The 24914-nt window shown below is 46.8% G+C and carries 28 protein-coding genes and 1 tRNA gene; 7 read left to right on the top strand and 22 right to left on the bottom strand.

What is annotated here, in order from left to right; genetic code table 11:
* Positions 1–44 precede the first annotated feature (44 nt).
* The 17 genes from U0008_RS05450 to U0008_RS05365 form a co-directional block, all read right to left on the bottom strand.
* Positions 45–968 (bottom strand): hypothetical protein, encoded by a 924-nt coding sequence (locus U0008_RS05450; RefSeq protein WP_043491589.1) that lies wholly within the window; start codon positions 966–968, stop codon positions 45–47.
* Positions 969–1022: 54 nt separating this feature from the next.
* Positions 1023–1364, bottom strand: coding sequence for a single-stranded DNA-binding protein (locus U0008_RS05445; RefSeq protein ID WP_051874088.1), 342 nt, complete (start codon positions 1362–1364; stop codon positions 1023–1025).
* Entirely contained in the window at positions 1364–4066 is a 2703-nt protein-coding gene (locus tag U0008_RS05440; protein ID WP_004092355.1) for a TOPRIM and DUF927 domain-containing protein, read from the bottom strand. Before U0008_RS05440 ends, U0008_RS05445 begins: the two co-directional genes overlap by 1 nt.
* Positions 4059–4415, bottom strand: a complete 357-nt coding sequence (locus U0008_RS05435) for a hypothetical protein (RefSeq protein ID WP_004092356.1) — start codon at positions 4413–4415, stop codon at positions 4059–4061. The genes U0008_RS05440 and U0008_RS05435 overlap by 8 nt, the downstream gene beginning before the upstream one ends.
* Before the next feature lie 9 nt (positions 4416–4424).
* Positions 4425–5045 carry a hypothetical protein gene (locus tag U0008_RS05430; RefSeq protein WP_043491587.1) on the bottom strand — a complete coding sequence of 207 codons (621 nt, stop codon included), beginning with the start codon at positions 5043–5045 and terminating at the stop codon, positions 4425–4427.
* Complete coding sequence (locus U0008_RS05425) at positions 5045–5413, bottom strand: hypothetical protein (RefSeq protein ID WP_004092361.1); 369 nt, start codon at positions 5411–5413, stop codon at positions 5045–5047. The genes U0008_RS05430 and U0008_RS05425 overlap by 1 nt, the downstream gene beginning before the upstream one ends.
* A gap of 79 nt (positions 5414–5492) precedes the next feature.
* Complete coding sequence (locus U0008_RS05420; RefSeq protein WP_043491585.1) at positions 5493–5798, bottom strand: hypothetical protein; 306 nt, start codon at positions 5796–5798, stop codon at positions 5493–5495.
* The gene (locus tag U0008_RS05415; protein WP_043491583.1) at positions 5795–6589 is read right to left on the bottom strand and encodes an ORF6N domain-containing protein; all 795 of its coding nucleotides are present in this window, start codon (positions 6587–6589) and stop codon (positions 5795–5797) included. Before U0008_RS05415 ends, U0008_RS05420 begins: the two co-directional genes overlap by 4 nt.
* Positions 6582–6815 carry a hypothetical protein gene (locus U0008_RS05410; protein WP_043491581.1) on the bottom strand — a complete coding sequence of 78 codons (234 nt, stop codon included), beginning with the start codon at positions 6813–6815 and terminating at the stop codon, positions 6582–6584. The genes U0008_RS05415 and U0008_RS05410 overlap by 8 nt, the downstream gene beginning before the upstream one ends.
* The gene (locus tag U0008_RS05405) at positions 6808–6978 is read right to left on the bottom strand and encodes a hypothetical protein (protein WP_168126624.1); all 171 of its coding nucleotides are present in this window, start codon (positions 6976–6978) and stop codon (positions 6808–6810) included. Before U0008_RS05405 ends, U0008_RS05410 begins: the two co-directional genes overlap by 8 nt.
* Positions 6971–8245 (bottom strand): host cell division inhibitor Icd-like protein, encoded by a 1275-nt coding sequence (locus U0008_RS22570; RefSeq protein WP_080723922.1) that lies wholly within the window; start codon positions 8243–8245, stop codon positions 6971–6973. Before U0008_RS22570 ends, U0008_RS05405 begins: the two co-directional genes overlap by 8 nt.
* Positions 8238–8861 (bottom strand): ORF6N domain-containing protein, encoded by a 624-nt coding sequence (locus U0008_RS05390; RefSeq protein WP_043491579.1) that lies wholly within the window; start codon positions 8859–8861, stop codon positions 8238–8240. The genes U0008_RS22570 and U0008_RS05390 overlap by 8 nt, the downstream gene beginning before the upstream one ends.
* Entirely contained in the window at positions 8858–9373 is a 516-nt protein-coding gene (locus U0008_RS05385) for a hypothetical protein (protein ID WP_004092390.1), read from the bottom strand. The genes U0008_RS05390 and U0008_RS05385 overlap by 4 nt, the downstream gene beginning before the upstream one ends.
* A 99-nt stretch (positions 9374–9472) precedes the next feature.
* Positions 9473–9679, bottom strand: a complete 207-nt coding sequence (locus tag U0008_RS05380) for a helix-turn-helix transcriptional regulator (RefSeq protein WP_004092392.1) — start codon at positions 9677–9679, stop codon at positions 9473–9475.
* Positions 9680–9805: 126 nt separating this feature from the next.
* Complete coding sequence (locus U0008_RS05375) at positions 9806–10507, bottom strand: hypothetical protein (protein WP_004092393.1); 702 nt, start codon at positions 10505–10507, stop codon at positions 9806–9808.
* A 363-nt stretch (positions 10508–10870) separates the two neighbouring features.
* Positions 10871–12070 carry a tyrosine-type recombinase/integrase gene (locus U0008_RS05370; RefSeq protein ID WP_004092395.1) on the bottom strand — a complete coding sequence of 400 codons (1200 nt, stop codon included), beginning with the start codon at positions 12068–12070 and terminating at the stop codon, positions 10871–10873.
* A gap of 164 nt (positions 12071–12234) precedes the next feature.
* Positions 12235–12311 (bottom strand) — tRNA-Arg (locus U0008_RS05365).
* Positions 12312–12515: 204 nt separating this feature from the next.
* Between U0008_RS05365 and folD the strand changes: the two genes are divergently transcribed.
* The 3 genes from folD (at position 12516) to ybcJ (ending at position 15416) form a co-directional block, all read left to right on the top strand.
* Positions 12516–13373: a bifunctional methylenetetrahydrofolate dehydrogenase/methenyltetrahydrofolate cyclohydrolase FolD gene (gene folD / locus U0008_RS05360; protein WP_025800582.1), complete on the top strand. Its 858-nt coding sequence runs from the start codon at positions 12516–12518 to the stop codon at positions 13371–13373.
* A 276-nt stretch (positions 13374–13649) separates the two neighbouring features.
* Positions 13650–15017 carry an NAD-dependent succinate-semialdehyde dehydrogenase gene (locus U0008_RS05355; RefSeq protein ID WP_043491561.1) on the top strand — a complete coding sequence of 456 codons (1368 nt, stop codon included), beginning with the start codon at positions 13650–13652 and terminating at the stop codon, positions 15015–15017.
* A 186-nt stretch (positions 15018–15203) separates the two neighbouring features.
* Positions 15204–15416: a ribosome-associated protein YbcJ gene (gene ybcJ, locus U0008_RS05350; protein WP_025800580.1), complete on the top strand. Its 213-nt coding sequence runs from the start codon at positions 15204–15206 to the stop codon at positions 15414–15416.
* Positions 15417–15484: 68 nt separating this feature from the next.
* Here the strand turns inward: ybcJ and cysS are convergent, their stop codons facing one another.
* Entirely contained in the window at positions 15485–16870 is a 1386-nt protein-coding gene (gene cysS, locus U0008_RS05345; RefSeq protein ID WP_043491559.1) for a cysteine--tRNA ligase, read from the bottom strand.
* Between the two features lie 298 nt (positions 16871–17168).
* Here cysS and ppiB point away from each other — a divergent pair, with 298 nt between their 5' ends.
* Entirely contained in the window at positions 17169–17663 is a 495-nt protein-coding gene (ppiB, locus tag U0008_RS05340; RefSeq protein ID WP_004847094.1) for a peptidylprolyl isomerase B, read from the top strand.
* A gap of 11 nt (positions 17664–17674) precedes the next feature.
* Entirely contained in the window at positions 17675–18400 is a 726-nt protein-coding gene (locus tag U0008_RS05335; RefSeq protein WP_043491557.1) for a UDP-2,3-diacylglucosamine diphosphatase, read from the top strand.
* An 18-nt stretch (positions 18401–18418) separates the two neighbouring features.
* Here U0008_RS05335 and dnaC read toward each other — a convergent pair whose 3' ends face one another.
* From dnaC to U0008_RS05320, 3 genes are all read right to left on the bottom strand, one after another.
* The gene (dnaC, locus tag U0008_RS05330) at positions 18419–19147 is read right to left on the bottom strand and encodes a replicative helicase loader DnaC (RefSeq protein WP_369828314.1); all 729 of its coding nucleotides are present in this window, start codon (positions 19145–19147) and stop codon (positions 18419–18421) included.
* Between the two features lie 20 nt (positions 19148–19167).
* The gene (dnaT, locus tag U0008_RS05325; protein WP_043491554.1) at positions 19168–19731 is read right to left on the bottom strand and encodes a primosomal protein DnaT; all 564 of its coding nucleotides are present in this window, start codon (positions 19729–19731) and stop codon (positions 19168–19170) included.
* A gap of 213 nt (positions 19732–19944) precedes the next feature.
* A complete protein-coding gene (locus U0008_RS05320; RefSeq protein ID WP_051874087.1) occupies positions 19945–21327 on the bottom strand; it encodes a sensor domain-containing diguanylate cyclase in 1383 nt (460 codons plus the stop codon).
* Between the two features lie 517 nt (positions 21328–21844).
* Here U0008_RS05320 and purE point away from each other — a divergent pair.
* Both purE and purK read left to right on the top strand, forming a co-directional pair.
* Positions 21845–22369, top strand: coding sequence for a 5-(carboxyamino)imidazole ribonucleotide mutase (gene purE / locus U0008_RS05315; protein ID WP_043491549.1), 525 nt, complete (start codon positions 21845–21847; stop codon positions 22367–22369).
* The gene (gene purK / locus U0008_RS05310; protein WP_043491546.1) at positions 22366–23436 is read left to right on the top strand and encodes a 5-(carboxyamino)imidazole ribonucleotide synthase; all 1071 of its coding nucleotides are present in this window, start codon (positions 22366–22368) and stop codon (positions 23434–23436) included. Before purE ends, purK begins: the two co-directional genes overlap by 4 nt.
* Positions 23437–23490: 54 nt before the next feature.
* Here purK and U0008_RS05305 read toward each other — a convergent pair whose 3' ends face one another.
* Complete coding sequence (locus U0008_RS05305; RefSeq protein WP_043491544.1) at positions 23491–24909, bottom strand: sensor domain-containing diguanylate cyclase; 1419 nt, start codon at positions 24907–24909, stop codon at positions 23491–23493.
* Between the last annotated feature and the right edge of the window lie 5 nt (positions 24910–24914).

Below are 24914 nucleotides of genomic sequence, written 5' to 3'. Positions count from 1 at the left end.
CGCAACACAACTTAATATTATTGCATTTATTGCAATTAACATTATTAAGCCGCCTCGTGCATGCCAATAAGGTTAAGATAAACCCCGTCTTTATCTGCCCCCAGATCCTGATATCTTGGATATTCCAGATACCATTTAAGCACTTCAAACGCTTCGGTACGGCTTATGGGTTTTATCTTCTCAAGTAACATAACGAGGTATTCTTCTCGATCCCATAAATGTGACTGTTCGAGGGTGTATTCGTCCGGATAAAGCTCTTTATGGGCACTGGCACGCATCGATGCCAGCCAATCCCAGTACAGGATTTCTCGCACGGCATCACTCAGGGTAAAAGGCTCGGGTAAGACATCGGTGAAGGTATATTTATTCCGCTTCTCAGACATAATGTCGCAATATATGTCCTGACATGGGCCATATTTAGCTTCAATGAGATGTTCCGCACCAACAGGATCAAAGGCGGCATCAAGACTGCCAAAAATGCCGCGGACATCGCCAACGCTTTTGAACTGCTCTTTCGCAATATTGATATAGTGCTGAGGATCATCCATCCATAGGGTAGAAAATACCGAAGTCCAGCCAGCACCTTGGCTTTGCAAATAATGCGTGTACCTTTCCTGTGCCTGTTTTGGTGAAATGGTCAATTTCTTCAGGGCTTCTTCTGCCGACTCAATATGCGAAGGCTCTCCTGTCTTAATCACATCCAATATCCATAAATAAGCATCCGTCTGTTTATGCTCAGTGATTGTGCGTTGTGGTGGCAGAGGCTTAGTCATCCCAACCGCCGTGCTATATTTTCTCTCAGGAATAGTAAAGAGCACCTCATGTTCAGGGTTATCACGAAAAAGCCCTGAACGGCGACACGTTGTTTTTACTGTGTTGATATTAATGCCGGTGAGCCGAGATATCGTTTTATAGCCCTTACCCTCACGTTTGAGGCGCAAGATTTCGTCTTTCTGTTCCGTTGTCATTTTGCACACCCTATATTCAGATTCGATAAGGCGGCACTCAGGCCGCCATGTCTCTTACTGGCGACGACTACCACCACTGCGCACTGTTTTTGCGCTGATTACAGAATCCGCCAGTACCTGATACCCGGTGTTCACTTGCCCATCCTGCCCCGTCCATTGGCTGATATTCATTGAACCGGAAACGCTAATGAGGTCGCCTTTTCCATGTTTAGCTAAGAAATCAGCCTGTTTTCCAAAAGCGGTGACAGCAAGCCAGAATGTGGACTGCCCATCATCAGCGGCATGGCAAGGTAGCGACACGGCCATACGCGCCAATGCCATTGAGTTGCCATTGGTTGTAGCCTTTGATTGCACGTCAGACACAAGGCGTCCATGTGCGGCAATATGTGCGGTCATTAGTCATTCTCCTCATCATCTGAATCATCAATGGGCAAACTCAACACAACGAACCGGCATTGCTTCCCCCCGTGGCTAAGTGTTTTTTTGCTGATACCTTTACTGGGTTTGTCCAACATTCCCGCATCTGCCAACGCTTGGGCAAAGGCCGTGTAATTAGCACCCGCCGCTATTTCGTCCTTGAATACCGTTGGCCATGTGTGGAAAGCGATAACATCCGTCACACGGTTCGTGACACGATACCCTGCAAGGTTTTTAATGGGTAAATCTCGCGGATCAGAGTCTGGGTAAGGCAAATACCGACTCAAACCAAACTGCTGTAGAAATGCAGTGGCCTGCTCAACCCATGCTTTGGCTTCGCGGTTACCCATGCCAAACTCACTAACCCACGCATTAAAGCTATGCAGCAATGCATCGTGGCTTACGGACTCGTCCCACCCCGTTAAATCGGAGGACAGGCGCAATGCGGCATCCAGAATGGCGAAGCGACTCGCAACACGTCGAACTTGCTCACTCGCTTCAGGGGGTAATAATGACAACCAGCGACGTTCAGAATCTCTGACAACTTTCACTGCTTGATCGCGGTGCTCTGCCAGATAAGCGATCCATTTCCGACCAATAGCACCGAAGTTATTCTGGTACCCATCCTTCATCGCATCTGCATGCGCCTTACCATCTGCATAGCCATGAAACTCTGTTGCTTTACTGATAGGAACGTTAAGAAGTCGGACTAATTGCCCCGCATTGATCTTCCCACCATCGGCTCGAATGTAGCTCTCGAGGTCGATTTCCCCAGTACTAAAGGCCATCGCTCGCCAACGTTTAAGGTCGCGATTCCCGCCCTCTTTAGCACCTTGAATTTTCCCTACTCCGTTAAATAGTGCATAAGCCGATTCCGCCACCGCACGACGGTTGCCACCCTGACCGATTTCATCCAACGGCATAAAACCATCATTATGTGCAGCGGCTTCATTCACGAGGCCGAGTGCCGTTGAGTACCATGTGAGTTTCAATGCATCAGGTTCACCGTAAACACTACTGGCTGCATTTGCGGTGGTCGTTTTACCCGCAGAAGAGCCCCCAAACAGATGAACGCCAAAACCATCAGCCCCCGCTAAACCGATCAGCGGTGCAGACAAGGCGCAGGCAATGCCCAACATCATTGATGGATTACGATAAGCCAGCTTCGCAACACTGCCTTTCCAACTCTCGACCGTACCTTTTACGCAGTAACCTTTCGCCGCTGCCGATCGACCATTGAACAATACCGGCCTTTCAGGACGCCCAATAATGGATGCATCCGGCATAATGTAAGCACCGTACTGCCAACCGGTCGCATTAGCGATAGACCACAGCTCGCGGTTGCCGCTACGTTGAAGGTGATCGGCTAAGAGAGAACGCAGACCACTTTTCGCAGTGATCAGCATTCCGCCCGACTTCATCCTTGCCCAACCTTCTTTTTCGCCAATATCGCGCAAAGGGATCGCTTCAATACGCTCTTTGTCCGTTCCCTCGGGTGTCCATGCGAGTATCAAATAGCGCTCAGCATCATCCTCACCAACGCCAACAACGTTGACTAACGTCGATAGCCATGATTCCTTTTCGAGGATTTCATTCGTACTGTTGTCCAGCTTGGGCTCTATCCAGTACAGCCCCTCTCGGCGTTTATCCACGTAAGGCTTGAGATCGTTCTCTTTGTGGCCTTTAGTGGGTTCGGATTGAATATCCGCCTGAGGTTGATAGAGGGCAGATGCAAAAGCTTTTGCGGCTGCTTCTAGACCATGTTGCTGGCGGTAGTCATCCCAGTCCGCCTTTTTGTCTGTCGGCGGTGCCGATACCCAGCCAGCCACGGCAAGAGCCGCTTTTTCTGCGTGTTCGATCCCGACGTTCTTGGCACCTTCGGCTAAATCATTATCAGCGGCGATAATAATTTGTGCATCAGGATGGCTGACTCTCAAAACCTGCGCGACGGGTAGCAGGTTACCTGCATCAATAGCCGCCACAGTAAGGGCGTCAGGGCGCATGAGATGCACACTTAGCGCTGTCGCCAGCCCCTCAGCGATCAAAATATACGGCGGGGTTTCCACGGCATTAATGGTGTAGAAGCTCCCCTTTTTAGCCGATCCCGCTATTAATCGTTTTTCACCCGATGGGCTAATCGTCTGTGCTGCAACAACTTCGCCTGACTCATCACGCAATGGCAGTAATAAACCGCCATCAGGCAGAATAGAGAAAGTAAAACCCTCCAGCCCCTTGCTCTGTAAATACGGGCTTTCGCCGAACGTGACCTTTTGCCCCAGCTTACGATAGCGGTCGGCAAACTTGGTGTGCTGCTCTTGATCCAAAGCGCTTTTTTGCCCCTTGGTTGCGGACAAGCTCTTTCTCTGGCTAGTGACTTCCTGCATTTTGGCTGTCCGGTAATCAATACCCAACGCATCGGCTGCAAGCTGCGCGGCTGTTGTGATATCACAACACCTGACCTTGGCTATCAGGTCTAAGCCATCCCCCGCCCCGCACTGGTTGCAGAAGTGAGAGCCACGCCCGTTATCATCAAAACGGAAACGGTCTTTACCGCCGCACGCAGGGCAAGCCGTATGTGTACGCGGTGACGCAGGGACATTTACGCCGATAAAATCGAGGATCTCTGGCCAACGATTAGTGGCTGCTGCCGTCACTTCACGGATCAGGTCAATATTACGCATGGAATGTTCCTCCACGTCTGGCGACTGAATCACCCATATCCGCCCGCATGGATGTCCAAAGTTCAATGCCCCGTTCGGACAATTCACCATCAACAACGCACTGCGACAGCCATTTGATAGCGATCCCCTCCCACTGAGGGCCAATATCTTTCAGAGCCGCGAGAAAACACGCATCCACCAGATCACGTATTCCGCTAACGCCACCAATAACCTCCACGCGTATCTCCTGTCCGTCTACATTGACAATGAACCAGTCTCCGCCGCTCTGCTGCCGGATAAGGTCGAAGATGGCTGTTGAGAACTGGTTTGCCAGCGCATTCAGGCGAAAATTCTTGGTAATGAGTTTCATATTTCCTCCTTAATGAGCCGTCGGCGCAGTAGGTAAACCTTCACGGTTCAGTTGTTCAATGAAGCTATCGTGCAAATCCGCCAATATTTCACGCCCGACCTTCGATAGCCCACGATCGTTACCAACCATCATCGTGTAAAAATCGATGGCATTTTTGACACCCTGCTCGGGGCCAAAACGCTCAATCAGTGCCCCTTCGATGTTATTCGCCATCGCCAAGCGTTCGGCTAGGGGATAGAGATTCATGCTGCCCTGTTCGCCGACATAAATTGCACAGTCCTTGAATTCGCCCGATCGCCATTCAACTCGCTCAGTGCCGTTTTCCTCGCGCTGCTCACGTATAAATGCGGTAGCAATCAGCCAGCGCCACAGCAGTAATAAATCACTGTCCGTTGCGCTTTTTCGGCTACTGCCCCATGCTTTGATAATATCGAATGACAACGTGATCTCTTCTTCCCATTCGCCAGCATCCAGTCGGCGCATTACATCGGGAAATGGCACTAAATCGACGCGTTCAAATATACCCTCATGGTTGGAGCGCATAATATTGACGCCATCCGTAGTAGCCTCTACACGGTATTTACCGACAGCTTTATTTTTTCCAAATTCGGCATGAATAATATTGTTCATTAGTACATCTCCAATCCAAAGTGATTGCCTTTCGGGTCCTTTAATGCAATTTCGACGGCGTTAGCCATAAGCGATGACATAAATTCAATCCCTTCTGGCGTCAGCTTTGTATTGTCCTTATTCAACATTCCCGGATAGGTCGACTCCAATAAACTCTGGCTACTTGCCTTTCCGTATTTTTTGATGCACTCAACCTCAAAGCAGTCCTTCAGGCAGCGATGCACCCCGTCAGCCGTCAGGTCACCCAAAATAATCTGCTTGCGTCCGACCGTAACGACACAGACGGAATGGCCGCAATTACGACGCTTGCAATAATCCACAAAAGCATTAGCAATGTGCTTACGATTTGATTCAATGTTTTTATTCATAATATGAACCTCTCCGGATTCAGGCCGAGCGATACCCCGGACTGAGTCCGTAATGAAAATAGTTAAAAGAAAATAGGCGTTAGCGTTTCGGTGTTTTATCGCGTTCCTTAATATTAAAGTCCGCTTCATCCGCATTGAATTTCAATGCTGCAATAATGCCGGGTATATAAATCATCATTTCACCAATACCGCGTAAGTCCTCTTTTGCTTCCGACTCGGTATAATTTTCATTATCGCAAGCCCAAAATATGGCATTCCCCATAGCACCAAGCCCCGAGATTAATCCATCGTAAGCCGCTTCAGAATGCTGGCGAATATATTTCAGGGACTCTATGTTATTTTTATCTAAGTCAGTCCTAGATAAAACATTTTCGATGTGGCTCATAGGTTACCCCCAAATAATACGTTGAGGTCGATGTTATAAACTGCCAACCATGCTTGTGCAGGCCAAGCTTTCACGCTTCCCCAACGATCATCCACTACATCCTTTGCATCCATACCGTTATCACGACACCACTTACGCAGCGGAACAAACTTGTAGGTCTCCTTTACACCCGTAGCCTTCTCGACTTTCTTGATGGCCGCGTGTTTAACACCTTCACCGAGTCGCTCTTCCAGCTCCTTACAGCGGCGACTTTTGGCGCTTAGTTTGCCGAGTGCAGATGCCTCACGCTTGCGGCTAATCTGACCTTTGGTTCGTTCGGCGTGATCAGCGCGTTCTTTCTCCGCCAATCGGCCTTTTTCAGATTCCAACGCAAGCTGGATGATTTCCAGCGTGGATAGCTCCACCGGCGCAGGTAATGCCTTGGCATCACGCTGAGTAAAGTAGAACTCGGTCAGGTCGTTGTAGTATTCCCAAGCCTGATCTGTTTCCAGCATCTTGGCGTGGTTGGCTGCGCCGCGTTCAGTCCACAGCATCAATGACCGAGTTTTCGAGGAAATTTGTAAGTAGTTAAAAGCTACTCGCAAATTATTTAGCTCAGCACCTACCACCTTGAAGTAATGTTTCCCCTCAACAAATCTGTCTTTATTTTCGTGATAATTCTGACGAATGCGGATTGGATCAGTTCCGTATCCGCTGGCCATCTGCTCATTGGACACGACACGCTGGTTGCGATATTCGATAACTTTCAGGTCTTTGGCTTCAACAGCCACCAGCTCAGTTTTCTTAGCCATTGCACACCCCCTGTTCATCTTTGTTCTGTGGCTGTTCACCAAAATCCAGTGCGTTCACTGCCTGCTGGGTCAATTCCTGAGCAACATCAACTAATGACTGGACGTACATTTGCATTTTCTTATCGCCACTATTGAGGATTAGTTGGGTGCAATTCATCAGGTCTAATGAGCGCTGCAAGCCAAGCAATACATTTGAGTCAGTGTGATAGATATAGGTGTTAGGCATCTTCATCCTCCAACACTTTGCTAGCGATCCCTTCGATAAGGTCAATAAGCTCGAAGCACAGCTGGGTTTCGCGTTCAGTAGAAACGAGGTATCCGGCCGCGGCTGCCAATGCTTGGATCTTGCCCAAGGCATCAACGGGTTCAGTTCGATTAGCTTTACGCATGGCTGGCCTCCTGACGTTGTTCGTAGATCCACATGAAACCATCGTCGGTGGAGAACAATTGCAGACGAGAAGGTGCAGCCGTGCGGATCTGGGCGGCAAATGTCAGGTCCCAATCAATAAACTTGGAACGTGCTTCAGCTTCCGTATCAGCCTCAGCACGAAGAACAGTGGGTGTGCAGGTAGGTAAATCACTTGGGGTGCCCAAGAACAGGTATGTAAATTTAGGGCGAGTTTGGGTACTATGAGTAAATGCCATAGTGTTAGCTCCAGTAACATTGTGGATAGAAGCCCGATTAGTGTTAGCGCACTTTCGGGCTTCGCAGTTAATAAGGTGTATTTCACCTTCACAACAAAGACTATACTCAAGTGAAATACACCACAAGCCTTTTTTTGTGATTTTTTTCGCGTATACTGACATACACCAATCCCAAGGAGTATCAGTAATGGTAACCGGTGCAAAGAACGCAAAGTCACAAATGACAACTGTACGAATTCCACATGATGTAATGGAAAATATAGAATCACTTAAGGAAGATGGTGAAAGCACAGCTGGTTTTTTAGTTACTGCTGCTAGAGGCGAAATCAAACGACGCCAGCGCAAGATAGCCAAACAAGATAACGACTGATCCCCATCAACGTTATGCAAAAAGGCGGCATTCGCAGTGCTGCCTTTTTCTTTCTGCGCATTCTGCGTGTCATCCCTGCTAGGAAAATTGTCCGAATCAAACTTCACCAATACACCAGGTGAAGTCCCTGCAATGCAGGTTTTAGACATAATCGATGAGTTAGCCGATTCCGTTGAATCGACGGAATTAAGCTGGATCAACGAGTTAGCCAATTCTCGCGATTCGCGATAATTAAGCTGGAGCAACGGATTGACTAACTCTGGTTCTCTAACAGAGATAAGGCCAATCAACGAGTTATCTGCTTTCAGTTTCAAACTCGGCGTTTCACCGATTGTGATTTGCACACCTCTAAAAGAGTTGCACAAAGTTTGAGCAGACTGCAAGTTCACAGTCTGGAACTTTTTCAATAAGTTAGTAGCAAAGCCCGAATTAGGGTTTTGAAAACTTTTCAATGAGCTATAGGCAAGCGGCATATTTGCAGCTTGGTTTTGTAAGTAACCGATAGTTACCTGCAAGGTTTGAGGCTCGTTTAAAACTAGTCGCAATAGCCCCTCTTTAAGAGGGTTAGTATGCTGCACAAAATCGCTGTAGCCTTTGTGCTGCAAGGCTCTTTCTGGACACACCCCATAGATATTAGCCATTATGCTGAACCTCCCACTTGTACTTATCGAAACCAATCTGCCCCATCGCATGTACTAACTTTTCAGCCGGACGCAGGGCTTTGAGTTCCTTCTTCCGCAGGTTCATGCCATTACTGCCCTGTGATCCATGAAGTTGCTTAGAATGCTTGTCTGCGCGAGTTACAGTACTTTGCGCATCAGCAACCGGAATGGCAGCCAGCTCTTGCAGTGACGGTAGTTCCACATGATGGAAAGTGACTGCCTCCTGACAGCGGAAATAAGCATTCACCAATTCTTCCTGAACCAGCCAAGATAGATCGTCCTGAAAGGGCTTAACTAACAACAGATAGCCCATCTCAGTAATTACAATCCCCTTGCGGGTATGCTTCGGGAAAAATTCTGAAAGCAACTGAGTACGTATTACGTCCCCAGTTAGCTCAAAAAAGTGGCGCCCCAGAACGAACCGCGAGCGATGACGACCAAAAGCCGATTTCGCCGTACCTTTCGGACGCTGGTGAGCAGTATCAATCATTGAGAATGTCACTAAGCGTTGGCTATTAAATTCCAAGGTAGGAAGTTGTTTAAGCTGAATAAGGATTTCATTCTGGCCAGCTTCCAGATTTAAATAATCACTCATTCCAATACCTCCAACGGCAAGTCTTTAGCCGTGTAACCTTGCACACGTACACCATCAACGCGGTGGCGTTTTTTGGTTAGAAAACGGATGTGATCGGCGTAGACATACTGCCATTTGCCATCAAGCGCGATATATTTAAACCACGGATGCGGCCTCGCCATAGTCTGGACAACTACGCTACAAGCCTTGTGCGGTGCGGGTTTCTCTGCGACAACCCCCTTGTCTTTGCCTGTAACACGGTACAACCAAAAGCGGCCATCCTTTCCAGTTAGTTTTCTCGTACGAACCGGTACATAACCAGCCACACGCATAGCCTTACCAAATGCAGCATCATTCTGGTAATACTGACGGCGCACTTCAGTAGATACCGATACGGCAAAACTTTGCTTTGTTGGATATTCGATCCATTGGCGAACTAATTCGATAGGTAAACCATTAACCAAAATACCGCTCGTGACGGGTTTAGAGTGAGTCTGTCCCTCCCCAGCAAAGGGACTTTTTTTCAGTTTCATTAGTTATTCTCCGTTTAAGCTTTTGTTAGCTGTCGCGACGGCAATCGAAGAATGAATGAAAACAGTCGCAAACTCTCGCAAATAATGCACATAGGATGTTTATGCGACCTCCTTGCGGGATTCTTCGATGCGAGCGTTAATCCACTCATCAATTTCACTTTCAATGAAAGCAATAGACCGCGAACCGATTTTTACTGATGCGGGGAATTTTCCTTGAGACATGAGGCGGTAGATCCACGCCTTACCGAATCCGGTACGACGCTGGACTTCTGTAATGCGGATTAATGATTGTGATGCTTGTGACATGTAGCCCCCTGTTTTTTTCTGTCCTCAATACTGGACGTTTGTAGATGACAGAGGGATTTAATCATTCAAATTCGTCAAGTTCTTGGAATATTCCAGAGTTGTATTGGAATATTCCAAGATGTTTTGTCACTCTTTTTTAACTAACCAGTCTATATCAACATCTTCCAGCCATTTCTGAACAGTTTTACCAGTAGGTAGCTTTAGCCCCATTGCTCTGAAATCTCTGCATATTTCACTATCTGGATTATCAAAATATGAACGGGGATTATTGACAATTTTTTCGTCACTATATGTAAAGAATAATAGCGTTTTTATGAAACGAGCCTGTGCCCTACTGGTCTTGGTGGATTGTTTTGGCAAGTTATCATTTTTATTAGCTAATGAGATTTCAACCTTGTTGCTTTGAAGGCACTTAGGAAATTTTAAAGGAACATTTAAAGAAATACTTATGTGAGTTATTGCCCTAATGACATCCCCTTTATTGAAGAAAAAATCCAAGCCTGTGCCCGCAGATAGTGCTTCAGATAAAGATATGTGTATCTCCTCAAAACTATCATCGCGTACCAGAGCTACCCCCATGGTAATAGCTAACCTAAGCGCATCAATACACAGTACGACCTCATCGGGAGATGCTATGAAATACCCTTCAAACTCATTGTATCCGTAAAAAGGGATAGCATAAGAGCCATCAATTGGATCTCGTTCATTAAGTCTCATTAGTAACCTTGCCGCGCACTGCAAGCTTGTTGACTCCAATGTTGCGATATCAGAGATCAAGCTCCATGCCGAGACAAAATCCTCGTGCCTATCAAGAGCAAACCAACTCATGCACCACCTCGTGCTCTCTTCAAATCGGAGCTATGCCAGAATTGTTAATGACGAATACCTGAGCATAACCTTGTTATATATAAGTTTACAGCAGTCCAGCACAGGCCACCAACAAGAATGACTGTATAAAATCACAGTTATTATCCGAGGTCACAAAATTGGTTCGAATAGTTCAAATTAAGTTATCAAAACTGTATGTATAACCAGCCACAATGAATGAAGTCGGTTAAATCACCTCAAAGTCGGGTAATGGTCGGTTAAATGCTAATACGTAACTAATTAATATATCTATAAAACATAACAATTAACCGACTTAACCAACCTAACCGACCTACTTTCTACGCACGTGAGTAAATGGAACTATTAAGCCTTCTTTCTGGCTGGCAGTCCTAACTCAAGGCTATCTATATAATCGGCGTACCACTGCAGCATCTCTCTGCGCCCATCAAGATACTGAGCATGGTTGTACGTACCCCGAATGCTGTTCTTGTCCACATGAGCTAATTGAGTCTCTATCCAAGCAGAGTTGAAGCCCTGCTCATGTAATATCGTGCTCATTGTGTGCCGGAAACCATGCCCTGTAGCTTTTCCATCATACCCAATACGTTTAATCACCTGATTAATGCTCGCTTCACTAATTGGCTTTCGGGAATCGTTACGTCCGGGGAAAACAAACTGAAACCGACCGGTGATCTGCTGGAGCTCTTCGATTAGAGCTAGAGCCTGATTAGAAAGTGGCACTAGGTGGGGACGTTTCATCTTCATACGCACAATGGGAACCTCCCACACAGCCTTATCAAGATCGAACTCACTCCACATTGCAGCTCTAAGCTCAATCGTGCGCACTCCAGTAAGCATCAGGAGCTTTGTAGCTATTCTGGTAATGCTACTGCCGCTATATTGTGAAAGTGCCTGTAGGAAGGCTGGTAGCTCGTCTGCGAGCAGATGTGGGAAGTGCTTAGCTTTTGGCGAAGATAATGCACCAGTAAGCTCAGCTGCTGGATTAACCTCAGCCCTGCCAGTAACAATGGCATATCTGAAAATTTGGTTGCAGGCTTGCCGTAGCTTTTTTAATTTATCGAGAACACCACGCTTTTCCATCTTTCTAAGCGCTTCAAGCATCTCCAGAGGTTTTATCTCTGCTATGGGCCTCTTACCTACCGCTGGAAACACATCGTTCTGTAATCCCTCTAGGATGTCGGCTGCATACCCCTCAGACCAGTTCGGTCTTTTGTATTCATGCCATTCTCTGGCTAGAGCTTCAAAGCTGTTATTAATAGCCGTCTGCTTTGCAATTTTATCTGCTTTCTTCTCCTGACTAGGATCACCACCAGCAGCAATAATGCTTTTAGCCTCCTGTCGCTTTTGGCGAGCATCAGCAAGGGACACGTCAGGATAAGGACCAATTGATAAAAGTTTTTCTCGTCCAGCTATTCGATATTTCATCTGCCATAGCTTCGAGTTGTTTGGCTTAACCAACAGAAAAAGCCCACCACCATCGGCAAGCTTGTATGGTTTTTCTTTAGGTTTGGAAGTCTCTATCTGGCGGGCATTGAGTTTCATTTGGGGGTATCAGTTTCCATTGTACCTAGAATACCCCCATTAATACCCCCACATTGGTGTTGATTGCAATAGATGTGAGTAGACATTGAGAGACAAGAAAACGAATGAAAGGCTTGTTGTTGCTGGATTTAGTAGACTTTAGAAGACGTTGAGAGAGGTTTAGATGGTACGCCCTACAGGATTCGAACCTGTGACCTACGGCTTAGAAGGCCGTTGCTCTATCCAACTGAGCTAAGGGCGCACTGAGACGGTAGAGCTGTTGCTCTCTGTCGGGTCGTGCAGCGGATTTGGATTATACGGTCAGCACGGTTTGAGTCAATGTCTTTTGTCCGTTTGATCATCCACTTGGTTATTTTATGGTTATTCTTTGCCTGACAGCACGCTTTGCATCTGACACAATAGAAGCCCTCCCCCGCTTGAACAATATTGATGGATTTCGTCACTGATGGCAGCAAAGATTATTGATGGTAAAACGATTGCGCAGCAGGTTAGAAGCGAGATGGCTGTGCGCGTAGAACAACGTTTGGCTGAGGGGAAACGCGCCCCTGGGCTGGCAGTAATATTAGTAGGCGAAAACCCTGCCTCGCAGATTTACGTCGGCAGCAAACGCCGCGCATGTGAAGAAGTCGGTATCATCTCAAAATCTTACGATCTGCCGATTTCCACCAGCGAAGAGCAGCTATTAAGTTTGATCGATGACCTCAACGCCGATAACACTATCGACGGTATTCTGGTTCAGCTTCCGCTGCCTGCCGGTATTGACAACGTGAAAGTGCTGGAAAGAATCAGCCCAGATAAAGACGTCGATGGCTTCCATCCTTATAACGTTGGTCGTTTATGCCAGCGTTCACCAAAGCTCCGCCCATGCACTCCTCGCGGCATTATCACTATGCTAGAACGCTGCGAAATCAACACCTATGGCTTGAATGCAGTGGTCGTTGGTGCATCGAATATTGTGGGTCGTCCTATGGGACTTGAGCTGCTGTTAGCCGGTTGCACCACCACCATTACTCATCGCTTTACCAAGGATTTGCAAAAGCACGTTGAAAATGCCGATTTGGTCGTGGTTGCAGTGGGTAAACCAGGCTTTATTCCCGGTGCATGGATCAAACCAGGCGCCGTGGTGATCGATGTAGGGATCAATCGTTTAGCCAGTGGGAAAGTCGTTGGCGACGTTGAGTTTGATGTAGCCGTTGAGCGCGCGGGTTGGATCACGCCGGTACCGGGTGGCGTTGGACCAATGACCGTAGCAACGCTGATTCAAAATACCCTGCAAGCCTGCGAAGAGTTTCACGATATTTAAGCAGCAAACCACTCTCAATATAAGCCAGTCATTGACTGGCTTTATTCATTTATAGCGGTTGACCACGCGGCAAGATAATTCTTAGTCTCACCTCATTTCCTTGTAGATATACGATTCCAGCCTATAGTTAGTTATTACACATCAGCGATTGAGTCGTGAACTCGTTAATCTCAGTTGTTCCATTAACGTTCATAAACATCATGCCGTTCAATCACCTATCTCGGAGAATATCCAACTCGTCTTCGTCAACATGATCTATACCGATAAGGAGCCATCATGCCATACCAGACAATCAACCCTTATACCGACAAACTCATCAAAGAATATCCGCAGCACGACGATAAATATGTCGAATCCGCTTTAGCAACCGCGCACAAACTCTATAAATCAGACTGGGCACAAGGCGATATATCTCAACGTCTTAACGTTCTTAGCAAGCTGTCTGAGCTATTTACCCAACACGAGGAAGAACTGGCAAAAACGATCAGCCAAGAAATGGGTAAACTGATTGAACAGAGCCGTGGGGAAGTTAAGATTTGCGCCGCAATCGCCCAATATTATGCAGATAACGCTAAAGCGTTCCTCAAACCGGTCAAATACCCTTCATCACTCGGTGACGCATGGGTTGAACATCATCCCATTGGCATCATCATGGCCGTTGAGCCTTGGAATTTCCCGTTCTACCAGCTTATGCGTGTATTAGCCCCGAATATGGCCGTTGGTAACAGCGTGATGGTGAAACACGCTAGCATCGTCCCCCACTGCGCAGAAACCTTCGAACGGATGGTCTCTCAGGCTGGTGCCCCTAAAGGTGCCTATACCAATCTGTTCATCTCTCAGGATCAAGTTGCCAGCATTATCGATGACGATCGTGTCAGCGGCGTTGCGCTTACCGGTTCCGAACAAGCGGGTAGCGTGGTGGCTGCACAGGCGGCCAAGAACCTTAAAAAATCCACCATGGAACTTGGTGGGAATGACGTATTTGTGGTTCTTGATGATTGCGACCTCGACAAGGCGATAAAAGTAGGCGCTCAGGCTCGCCTGCAAAATGCGGGTCAGGTGTGTACCGCTGCCAAACGCTTTATTATTCATGAAAAGATTGCTGATAAGTTTCTTGCTGGTTTTACCAAAGAGCTGGAATCTGTAAAAATGGGCGATCCACTCGATCCGAGCACTACATTGGGGCCGTTGTCGTCTAAAAGCGCATTGCAGAACTTGGTTAAGCAGGTTGATAAAGCAGTCAAAAACGGCGCAAAAGCCACGTTAGGCGGCAAGACGGTGGATAAACAAGGCTATTTCTATCCACCAACAATCCTCACAGACATCAAGCGTGATAACCCAGCCTATTTCGAAGAGTTCTTTGGCCCAGTCGCCATGGTATTCGTTGTGAAGAGTGACGATGAAGCCATCAGCTTGGCGAACGATTCACACTACGGGCTGGGTGGTGCCATCTTCACGGGCAACATTGAACGCGGCAAAAAAATGGCCTCACGCATTGAAACCGGCATGGTATTTATCAATACCTTGAGCGGTACTGCGCCAGAACTGCCGTTTGGTGGTGTAAAACGTTCAGGCTATGGTCACGAGCTAGCCGATCTTGGGATTAAAGAGTTCACGAACCAAAAACTGGTGGTTGTGGCTTAACTTATTCTTGGGATTAGTTCTCTGCGGGTGTGCAACGCACCCGCACTTCGTAGATTAGCTATGCGCCATCGCGCGCAAACTGGCATAATAGCGTATTGCCCGCCGTATATTGATAGTCATATATTGGCTGTATGATGGCTACGGCATCTCGAACGAATCACTCCCAAAGAATAAAGAGATAACACCATGGAAATCTTCCATCTGGAAAACCATCCGCACGTTGAACTGTGCGATCTGCTGAAACTGCAAGGCTGGAATGACAGCGGCGCGGCGGCAAAAAACGCCATTGCTGACGGCTATGTGAAAGTTGATGGGAAGATCGAAACCCGCAAACGCTGCAAAATTCTTGACGGCCAGACGGTGACTTATAACGGTCAGAGCGTGCAGGTCAAAGCGTAACTTCTATTATGCTTGATATGAAAAAGCCGGCGGATAAGCTGGCTTTTTTATTGGGTAAATCTAACGCCTTACTTACGACGCCAAGTCGTCCCCTGCGGGCCGTCTTCGAGCACAATACCTAGCTCATTCAGTTGATCGCGCGCCGAATCGGCCATCGCCCAATCTTTTGCCGCACGAGCATCGTTACGCTGCTTGATCAACGCTTCAATTTTGGCCACATCACCATCGTCACCTTGCGCACCGCTTTGCAAGAATACTTCAGGATCTTGCTCCAGCAGGCCAAGGATTTTCGCTAGCTTACGTAGCTCTGCCGCCATGGCATTAGCCAGCGCCATATCTTCTGATTTCAGGCGATTAACTTCACGCGCCAAATCAAACAGCGCAGAATAAGCTTCTGGCGTGTTGAAATCGTCGTCCATCGCTTCACGGAAACGGGCTTCAAAGACGTTGCCACCGGCTGGCTCAGCGTGAGGATCTGTGCCACGCAGCGCAGTATACAGACGTTCCAATGCAGCACGTGCTTGCTTCAGGTTCTCTTCGCTATAGTTCAGTTGGCTACGATAGTGGCCTGACATCAGGAAGTAACGCACGGTTTCAGCATCATAGTGCTGCAACACATCACGAATAGTGAAGAAGTTGCCCAGCGATTTCGACATCTTCTCGCGGTCAATCATCACCATACCGGAGTGCATCCAGTAGTTCACATAGGGACCGTCGTGTGCACAGCTTGATTGCGCAATTTCATTCTCGTGGTGCGGGAACATCAGGTCAGAACCACCACCGTGAATATCGAAATGTGCACCCAACTGTTTGCAGTTCATGGCTGAACATTCAATATGCCATCCAGGACGACCAGGGCCCCAAGGAGACTCCCAGTTTGGCTCACCCGGTTTCGACATTTTCCACAGAACGAAGTCCATCGGATTGCGTTTCACGTCGGCAATTTCAACGCGAGCGCCTGCCTGCAGCTGATCCAGATCCTGTCGAGACAGCAAGCCATAGTCCGGATCGGTATCCACAGCAAACATCACATCGCCGTTGCTGGCAATGTAAGCGTGGCCGCGCTCAATCAGCAATTCTACGATTTCAATAATCTCAGGAATATGGTGCGTCGCACGTGGCTCAAGATCGGGACGCGCGATATTCAGCGAGTCGAAATCTTTATGCATTTCCGCCAGCATACGCTCGGTCAACTGCTCGCAGGTTTCGCCATTCTCCACCGCACGCTTGATGATTTTGTCATCTACGTCCGTCACGTTGCGCACATATTTAAGGTTGTAGCCTAAATAGCGTAGATAACGCGCCACCACATCAAAAGAAACGAATGTACGACCATGACCGATGTGACACAGATCGTAAATGGTTACCCCACACACATACATACCGACTTCACCGGCGTGAATAGGTTTGAATTCCTCTTTTTGACGACTGAGTGTGTTAAAAATCTTTAGCATCGGGGCATCCATGATGTTTGACATAATATTAGGTGTATTGAACCGCGAAGAAAGGCTGTTTGCAAGAATAACCCCTATTTTCACCCGTTTGGGTACCGATTTCCTGTGTTCTTCTTTGTGCTCTTTCACGTTTTCGATTTTCACAGAGTTTTGCAGCCCAAGGGGTATTTCCGTTATCGTAGTGATGTACCGCTAAGAAAGGCGATACGCTAACTGCGACAAAAGGGTGTCAGCGCCCTGCGCATCGGCTACAATCGCATTCTTTCGTCCTCTACATCAAAAAAACAGGATTATTGATATGGTTACTTTCCACACCAACCACGGTGACATCGTCATCAAAACTTTTGACGACAAAGCACCGGCTACCGTTGCCAACTTCCTGGAATATTGCCGTGAAGGTTTCTACGACAACACCATCTTCCACCGTGTTATCAACAGCTTCATGATTCAGGGCGGCGGCTTCGAACCTGGCATGAAACAAAAAGAAACTAAAGCTCCAATCAAAAACGAAGCAAACAACGGCTTGAAAAACACCCGTGGCACGCTAGCAATGGCGCGTACCAACGACCCACATTCAGCAACTGCGCAGTTCTTCATTAACGTGGTTGATAACGATTTCCTGAACTTCCGTTCAGAACGTCCAGACGGTTGGGGCTATGCAGTCTTTGCCGAAGTCGTTGAAGGCTTAGACGTAGTAGACAAAATCAAAGCAGTCTCTACTGGCCGTAGCGGCATGCACCAAGATGTTCCACGTGAAGACGTGATCATCAAAAGCGTCACCGTAAGCGAATAATCGCTTTCTTGATGCGTACGCTATTTATTGCAGATTTGCATCTTAGCGAACAGGAACCGGCGATTACCGCCGGTTTTCTGCGTTTTTTACAGCGCGATGCCTATCAGGCTGACGCTTTGTATATTCTCGGTGACTTTTTTGAATACTGGATTGGCGACGACGATCCACAACTGCTGCACCGTGAAATCGCCGAAGCACTACGCGATCTAACGGCTTCTGGCGTACCGTGCTATTTCATTCACGGCAACCGTGATTTCTTGATAGGTAAACGTTTCGCGCAGGAATGCGATATGACGTTACTTCCTCAAGAAACATTGTTAACACTTTATGGACACCGCATTCTCATCATGCACGGTGATACGCTGTGTATCGACGATAAAGACTACCAGCGCTACCGCCGTAAAGTGCACAATCCGCTTATTCAAACGTTGTTCTTATGGCTACCTCTGCGTACACGCTTAAATATCGCGGCCAAAATGCGCGATCGCAGCCAGATGACCAACGGTGATAAATCTGACGCCATCATGGACGTCAATCCACATGCGGTTATAGAAGCGTTAGAGAGAAATCATGCCGAGTGGCTGATTCATGGGCATACTCACCGCCCAGCGATTCATGATATCTCCATGCCGGACGGTAAGCTTGCAAAACGGGCCGTACTGGGCGCATGGCACTATCAAGGATCGATGATAAGCGTTACGCCCGCAGGTATTGAACTGATTGAGTTCCCTTTCTAAAAGCGCCTCAAACTGACGCTAGTATTCGTTGCCCACGACGCGGCTACGATAGCTTTCCCAATCAAAATTAACCCATAAACTGTTACCTAAGCTCATGCGATCCATCACGCGTTCGCCGAGCAACGTATTCATGCTCTGCACATTTAGGTTAGACAGCATACCGGTTGGTCGTTTAGACGATGAGCGACGGTCGACAATTTGATTGATGATCACTTTTTCATAGCGAGATTCGGTCTGTACGCCAATTTCATCAATAACCAGCAAATCCACCGCGCTAAGATCCTCTAACAGGCGTTCTTCGGTGGTATCGCTGTTACCGCTAAACGTCCCCTTCATGCTCGACATCAAATCCGCCACGGTGACAATTAGCACTGACTTATTGCGTAAAATCAGATCGTTGCCAATGGCCGCGGCCAGATGGTTTTTTCCTGTGCCGGGCTTACCTGAAAACACAAAGCTTGCGATATTACCGTCAAATTCAGCAGCATATTGGCGAGCACGCTCCAACGCGATGCGCTGCCCTTCGCACTCCACACGATAATTATCAAAAGAACAGTTCATATGCAGGGGGCGAATACCAGAGCGCTTGAAAACGCGCTGCATTTTCATTGCCTGATTCTCACGCGAAATGGCTTCTGAGCGTTTACGCCCTTCTTCTTCCTGCCAAACACGCCATTCTTCAGCGTTGGTAAACTTTGGCTCAACGTGAGCAGGCATCATTTTCTTCAATCTCTGCATCAGGTTCATGCTAGCGGCATCTTTCATCATTAACCTCTGAAACCTTTAGGGATGGAATAATCTTGTTCGCCTATGTCATTGATATCGCGTTTTGGCTGACCACCGTTGCTCATGCGATTTTGCTGCACGCTGCGTGCGAGTTTCTGCTGCCATTGCACATGATGGAAGGCTTTCCCCTCCGCCTGCCAATAGGCAACAAAGGAGGCCAATTCGGTTGGAGTCACCGGTGAGGTCAAAATGCACCCCCACATTGCCGCCATGCGCAAAAAGTCAGCGTCGGGCTGCCATCCAGCGTACATCACAAATTTGCCTAACGGCGTTGGAATATTCTGTGCGACAGGCGCGGCAACGTCATGGCTAAAATCATCATTAAACAGAGATTCTTCAAGAGTGACATCTGAATTTGCGCGGCCAGCCGCTTCCTCAATGGCCAACAGCTCAGCCATTCTCTCAGGCGTCACGGCGTAAAAAATTGGCATGTTGTTATCGAGCACAGTCATTACTCCGCGATCGCCGGATTTTAATGCCGTCGCTGGATCGCGGCTAAATGAATCTAAGCTCGTAATGGAGGAGGCCAAAATTTTGACAGACATGTTTTCTTTTTACTCTGATGAAGTGTGAACTGATAAAGCTAACAATGGTGCATACCGCCCAAATACCCTGCACCCTAGGCATTTTTAGCCCAGAGCAATCTGGCGATATATTACCAGTCCATACAGTATAAATCAGTCTTATATCGAACGAGAGAAGGAATGAACCCACCAGCGGATGAGAAAACGTGGAATACCTGATGCTTAACAGGGAGGTTAAGCAGTTGTGTGCTCAAACTCAGAAGCAGGATGAGAGTAAACCACCACACGATCTCGCCCGCTTTTTTTAGCTTGATACATAGCTGAATCGGCTCGAGATATGCTCTCATCTACGCTGAGGTGATGATCGGTTATGGTGTACACGCCAACGCTAACGGTAACTTTTTCCGGCCCCGCATGTACGTGGACCTCTTTTGACACACGATTGCGGATATTCTCAGCAATTTTTGACGCTAACTTTGAGTTTAACCCTTTGAGAATAATGGCAAACTCCTCGCCACCATAGCGCGCGACCACATCCGTTTTACGCACCGATGCCACCATCGTATCAGCAACACGCCGAATTACTTTATCGCCAACGGGGTGACCATAGCCATCGTTAATACTTTTAAAGTGGTCAATATCAATAAAAAACAGTGAAATCGGTGATTCTTTCGACGCTCTTTTAATTCGGCTAGCTAATTTATTGTCGAAATAACGCCGATCATATAAATGAGTAAGAGAGTCACGGATAGAATTCTCATAGGATTCAAGATAATCTTCCAACCCTTTTTGATAAAGCTTGTAGATGTCATAAATGAACGCCAGAACAACAAACAGCGTAGCCAGTACCTCAAACAAATGAGAACCATACCAAGCCAATGAGGTAACGTATTCGCTGCGCCACATTAGCAAGATGCTACCAAGGAAAGCCAAACAACTGAGACTCAGGCTGAACCAGAACCCATTAACTAATTTAGTAAAGAAAACTACTGTGAATGTCGTTATTACCCAAATAATGATTAAGGCGCTACCAATATGAGAACTCCACAGGCGGCGATAGTTAAGTTCATCTGTTTCAATTATCGGCAACTGTAAGATGTTGTTATGGTTTATAATAACAACAGCAAAGCCAATTGCTATCAATATAACTGCAGCACAGCTCGTTATCACATTACTTTTATTAACGTAATTACATCTCCCTTTTATATAGAAAAGCACAGAGAGTAAAAACAATACCGCCATTGAAAAACTACGAATAACGAAATCAACGGCTAAAGCATTTGCGCTTTCATTAATATTAGATTCTGATATTAAAACACCTGGATATATAAACAGACTATTAGCAAGAAATAAACTCGATAATCCATAAGCGCTTGCTATCGTAAGTAGATGCAAATGTGTATTTTTAAAATGAAATCGTATCAATATAATAATAGTTAAAAACAGATGTAAAACAAAGACAATAGCAGTAGAAACGGGGAAAAAGGATCGTAGAACATCAACCCGATGAGCGCCAAAACGGATAAAAAAAGCGAATAAACAAAACAATAATAAAAAGGAAGCCACGCTCAAAAAATGGCCCTTACCCAGAAATGATATTTTCTCTCTTTCTAACATAGCGAACATCCTGTTCTCTAACCGCTATTAAGCTTAGGTTATATTTGTCATGTTAATTTAATTTACTTATTGATATATATATCATTATACAAACAGACATTCAATGAATTAAACTAATCGTTACAAATTACAGCCACATTATTAATGAAACATATAGCATCATTATTATAGATCGAATTCTTATATATCTTAAAATTAATAAATAACACTGTTGTTTGGCTAGCTAGCCAATTAAAACAAGATTAACAATCTGTTCAATATCTCCGTATTATTATCCACTAAAACTCAATCAAGCCATTATAACAATATACCTCAGGATTATAATCAATACAAAAAAGACAGCATTACGTACTTAATGTTGATGCTCTTAATGCCATGAACGATGCCAAAACTCACCGCCGACGACGCCACGCAACCGTTTTCGTCACTATAAACACGTGATATACTTCGCGCCTCTTTACTTGCTCAGCGGTGCTGAGTTACCAAAGTTAGTTCGTTAAACAGGAGCTTGCCATCAATGTCAGCCAATGTTGTTCCGGCTAACCTATCCGAGGCAAAAATTGCCATCGTGATGGGTTCCAAAAGCGATTGGGCCACCATGCAGTTTGCCGCCGAAGTTTTGACCCAGCTTGATGTTAAGTTCCATGTAGAAGTGGTTTCCGCTCATCGAACTCCTGACAAACTCTTTAGCTTTGCCGAACAGGCCAGCGAACGGGGGGTTGACGTTATTATCGCCGGTGCCGGTGGCGCAGCTCATCTGCCTGGCATGCTGGCGGCCAAGACATTAGTTCCTGTACTCGGCGTACCCGTGCAAAGCGCAGCGCTTAGCGGCGTAGACAGCCTCTATTCCATAGTGCAAATGCCTCGCGGTATTCCTGTTGGGACATTGGCTATTGGCAAAGCCGGCGCTGCAAACGCAGGATTATTGGCTGCACAAATTTTAGCGCTACATGATCCGATGCTCGCGCGTCGCATGACTGCATGGCGTCAAGCGCAAACAGATGAAGTGCTGGCGCATCCCGATCCACGGGAGGAAGCATGAAGCCCGTTTGTGTTTTAGGAAATGGCCAACTTGGTCGCATGCTACGTCAGGCGGGTGAACCGCTGGGGATCACCGTTTTTCCTGTCGGACTCGACGTTGATCCTGAAGCCGTTCCTTGGCAGCAGGGTGTTATAACGGCCGAAATTGAACGCTGGCCAGAAACCCCGCTGACCCGAGAATTAGCTCGCCACAATGGTTTTGTTAACCGCGATATTTTTCCACGTCTAGCCGATCGTTTAACGCAAAAGCAGCTGCTGGATGAGCTGAACTTAGCCACCGCACCGTGGCAGCTATTAGCCTCAGCACGCGAATGGCCGGAAGTATTTGCCAATATTGGCCAATTCGCGATAGTGAAGCGCCGTACCGGCGGCTACGACGGTCGTGGTCAATGGCGAATTCGCCCCGGTGATGAGTCTGAATTACCGACAGATGCTTACGGTGAATGTATCGTTGAACAAGGCATCAACTTTTCAGGCGAAGTGTCATTAGTGGGCGCACGAGCCTATGATGGCCGTTGTGTATTCTATCCGTTAGCACACAACCTACATGAAGATGGCATTCTGCGAACTAGTGTCGCCCTTCCTCAACCAAATACCCAGCTCCAGCAGCAAGCAGAGCAGATGCTCAGCGCTATCATGAATGAACTTGGTTACGTCGGCGTGATGGCGATGGAGTGCTTCGTGGTGGATGACGGTTTACTGATTAACGAGCTTGCGCCGCGCGTTCATAACAGCGGCCACTGGACGCAGAATGGCGCATCGATAAGCCAATTTGAATTGCACCTACGCGCTATTCTGGATTTGCCACTCCCAACACCTGTAGTCAGTACACCGTCAGTCATGGTTAATTTGATTGGCACCGACTTGAACTATGAGTGGATGGCGCAACCGTTAGTACATCTTCATTGGTACGATAAAGAAGTACGTCCAGGGCGCAAGGTCGGCCATCTCAATTTGAATGACGTTAACGCTTCACTTCTCGCCGCTGCGTTAAATGATCTTACGCCTCAGCTATCGGCGGAATATCACAGTGGACTACGTTGGGCGCAGCAAAAACTTCTCGCCTAATTCTGGTCATCAAAAACGGAGCCCAGAGGCTCCGTTTTTACTTCATGCGATGAACTAAGTATATATTACCCTTAATGGCACTGAATTCTCACGTCTCATTATTTGTGTAGTGCGCGCAGAATAGATAACCACACGATCGCGCCCCTCTTGCTTGGCTTGATACATTGCCTCGTCAGCACGTGCAACGCATTGCTCGGCGGTAAGTTCATTATCCATCACGGTATAAATACCAATACTGATAGTGATTCTTTCGGGAACATCCTGTCCGAACGGCGAGTCCTGATGATGGCAAATTTTAACACGTATTTTCTCTGCAATTTCTAACGCATCATCTCGGCTAACACCATCGAGCATCACCGAAAACTCCTCGCCACCAATCCGCGCCGCAATATCTGTCTTGCGTATTGAATCCTGCAAAGTTTTTGCCACGTATTGAATGACGCGGTCACCGGTTATATGTCCGTAAATATCGTTAATCCGTTTGAAATGGTCAATGTCTGCCACCAGCAGTGTAATCGGCGAATTTTTTGATGCGCTCTTCATACGATTAACTAAAGAATCATAGTAATAACTGCGATTATATAAACGTGTCATCGGATCACGGATAGAATTATTATAGGAAATCTTATAATCAATACGCGCTTTTTGATAAAGCTTAAAAATATCAAATAAGAAAGCCAGCATAACAACAAACGTGGCAAGCACTTCAAAAAGATGAGCGCCATACCATGCCAGAGACGTCAAATATTCGCTGCCGCTAAGCAGCATCGTGCTCCCTAAAAAAGCCATACAGCTAAGGCTCAGACTTGCCCAAAAGTTATTCTTCACACCGGCAAACCACATCACCGCACAGGTTGTTCCGCCCCAGAGTAACACCAGATAGAGCCCAACGGATGAGTTCCAAAACTGCTGATAAGAAAGGCTTCCCTCATCAACAATCGGCAGGCTTAAAACTGAGCTATGGCTAGAAACAAAATAGGCGGTAGACAGCAGAATAATCGTCAGGCACGCGCACAGAGCCGTAACTGAAACCATATTAATAAATCGGTTATTCCATAAACGATAAACGACTAAAGACAGAAGAAAAAATATCGCCATGCTGGCACTACGAAAGATAAAATAGATGGCCAAATCATTAGCGTTAGTACCAATCCCACCTTCAGTAAAAATAACTCCCGGATAACTAAGCAGTTTACTCATAAGGTAAAGAGAAGAGATACCATAAGCGAATGCAAGCACAACCAAATAAAGGTGTTTTCTATCAACACTAAATTTCATCAGCATAAACAATGCTAACAAAACATTCAGAATAAGCGTTACTGACGTGGAAACAGGGAATAATGCTTCTAATGCGGGAAGTCGGATATAGCCAAACATTCTGAATAGAACAAAAAGCACAACCAATAATATAATTGAAAAAATTACAAACTTATTTATCTTGATAGATCCAGTATTAACCTCAGATCTTTTCATATTTA

Source organism: Hafnia alvei (assembly GCF_034424155.1).
In the GTDB taxonomy this organism is placed as follows: domain Bacteria; phylum Pseudomonadota; class Gammaproteobacteria; order Enterobacterales; family Enterobacteriaceae; genus Hafnia; species Hafnia alvei.
Note: the sequence above shows the minus strand (reverse complement) of the source record. Positions and strands in the feature narration are given on the sequence as shown.

What these genes read in the sequence shown, in the direction of transcription:
- ybcJ (WP_025800580.1), top strand. Translation starts at nt 15,204, where the DNA reads ATGGAAATCTTCCATCTGGAAAACCATCCGCACGTTGAACTGTGCGAT.
- U0008_RS05435 (WP_004092356.1), bottom strand. Translation starts at nt 4,415, where the DNA reads ATGAAACTCATTACCAAGAATTTTCGCCTGAATGCGCTGGCAAACCAG.
- dnaT (WP_043491554.1), bottom strand. Translation starts at nt 19,731, where the DNA reads ATGTCTGTCAAAATTTTGGCCTCCTCCATTACGAGCTTAGATTCATTT.
- U0008_RS05405 (WP_168126624.1), bottom strand. Translation starts at nt 6,978, where the DNA reads ATGCGTAAAGCTAATCGAACTGAACCCGTTGATGCCTTGGGCAAGATC.
- dnaC (WP_369828314.1), bottom strand. Translation starts at nt 19,147, where the DNA reads ATGAACCTGATGCAGAGATTGAAGAAAATGATGCCTGCTCACGTTGAG.
- U0008_RS05420 (WP_043491585.1), bottom strand. Translation starts at nt 5,798, where the DNA reads ATGAGCCACATCGAAAATGTTTTATCTAGGACTGACTTAGATAAAAAT.
- U0008_RS05450 (WP_043491589.1), bottom strand. Translation starts at nt 968, where the DNA reads ATGACAACGGAACAGAAAGACGAAATCTTGCGCCTCAAACGTGAGGGT.
- U0008_RS05415 (WP_043491583.1), bottom strand. Translation starts at nt 6,589, where the DNA reads ATGGCTAAGAAAACTGAGCTGGTGGCTGTTGAAGCCAAAGACCTGAAA.
- U0008_RS05305 (WP_043491544.1), bottom strand. Translation starts at nt 24,909, where the DNA reads ATGAAAAGATCTGAGGTTAATACTGGATCTATCAAGATAAATAAGTTT.
- ppiB (WP_004847094.1), top strand. Translation starts at nt 17,169, where the DNA reads ATGGTTACTTTCCACACCAACCACGGTGACATCGTCATCAAAACTTTT.
- U0008_RS05390 (WP_043491579.1), bottom strand. Translation starts at nt 8,861, where the DNA reads ATGAGTGATTATTTAAATCTGGAAGCTGGCCAGAATGAAATCCTTATT.
- U0008_RS05430 (WP_043491587.1), bottom strand. Translation starts at nt 5,045, where the DNA reads ATGAACAATATTATTCATGCCGAATTTGGAAAAAATAAAGCTGTCGGT.
- U0008_RS05320 (WP_051874087.1), bottom strand. Translation starts at nt 21,327, where the DNA reads ATGTTAGAAAGAGAGAAAATATCATTTCTGGGTAAGGGCCATTTTTTG.
- U0008_RS05385 (WP_004092390.1), bottom strand. Translation starts at nt 9,373, where the DNA reads ATGAAACTGAAAAAAAGTCCCTTTGCTGGGGAGGGACAGACTCACTCT.
- U0008_RS05440 (WP_004092355.1), bottom strand. Translation starts at nt 4,066, where the DNA reads ATGCGTAATATTGACCTGATCCGTGAAGTGACGGCAGCAGCCACTAAT.
- U0008_RS05375 (WP_004092393.1), bottom strand. Translation starts at nt 10,507, where the DNA reads ATGAGTTGGTTTGCTCTTGATAGGCACGAGGATTTTGTCTCGGCATGG.
- U0008_RS05425 (WP_004092361.1), bottom strand. Translation starts at nt 5,413, where the DNA reads ATGAATAAAAACATTGAATCAAATCGTAAGCACATTGCTAATGCTTTT.
- U0008_RS05380 (WP_004092392.1), bottom strand. Translation starts at nt 9,679, where the DNA reads ATGTCACAAGCATCACAATCATTAATCCGCATTACAGAAGTCCAGCGT.
- U0008_RS05410 (WP_043491581.1), bottom strand. Translation starts at nt 6,815, where the DNA reads ATGCCTAACACCTATATCTATCACACTGACTCAAATGTATTGCTTGGC.
- purK (WP_043491546.1), top strand. Translation starts at nt 22,366, where the DNA reads ATGAAGCCCGTTTGTGTTTTAGGAAATGGCCAACTTGGTCGCATGCTA.
- U0008_RS05355 (WP_043491561.1), top strand. Translation starts at nt 13,650, where the DNA reads ATGCCATACCAGACAATCAACCCTTATACCGACAAACTCATCAAAGAA.
- purE (WP_043491549.1), top strand. Translation starts at nt 21,845, where the DNA reads ATGTCAGCCAATGTTGTTCCGGCTAACCTATCCGAGGCAAAAATTGCC.
- cysS (WP_043491559.1), bottom strand. Translation starts at nt 16,870, where the DNA reads ATGCTAAAGATTTTTAACACACTCAGTCGTCAAAAAGAGGAATTCAAA.
- U0008_RS05370 (WP_004092395.1), bottom strand. Translation starts at nt 12,070, where the DNA reads ATGAAACTCAATGCCCGCCAGATAGAGACTTCCAAACCTAAAGAAAAA.
- U0008_RS05335 (WP_043491557.1), top strand. Translation starts at nt 17,675, where the DNA reads ATGCGTACGCTATTTATTGCAGATTTGCATCTTAGCGAACAGGAACCG.
- folD (WP_025800582.1), top strand. Translation starts at nt 12,516, where the DNA reads ATGGCAGCAAAGATTATTGATGGTAAAACGATTGCGCAGCAGGTTAGA.
- U0008_RS22570 (WP_080723922.1), bottom strand. Translation starts at nt 8,245, where the DNA reads ATGGCTAATATCTATGGGGTGTGTCCAGAAAGAGCCTTGCAGCACAAA.
- U0008_RS05445 (WP_051874088.1), bottom strand. Translation starts at nt 1,364, where the DNA reads ATGACCGCACATATTGCCGCACATGGACGCCTTGTGTCTGACGTGCAA.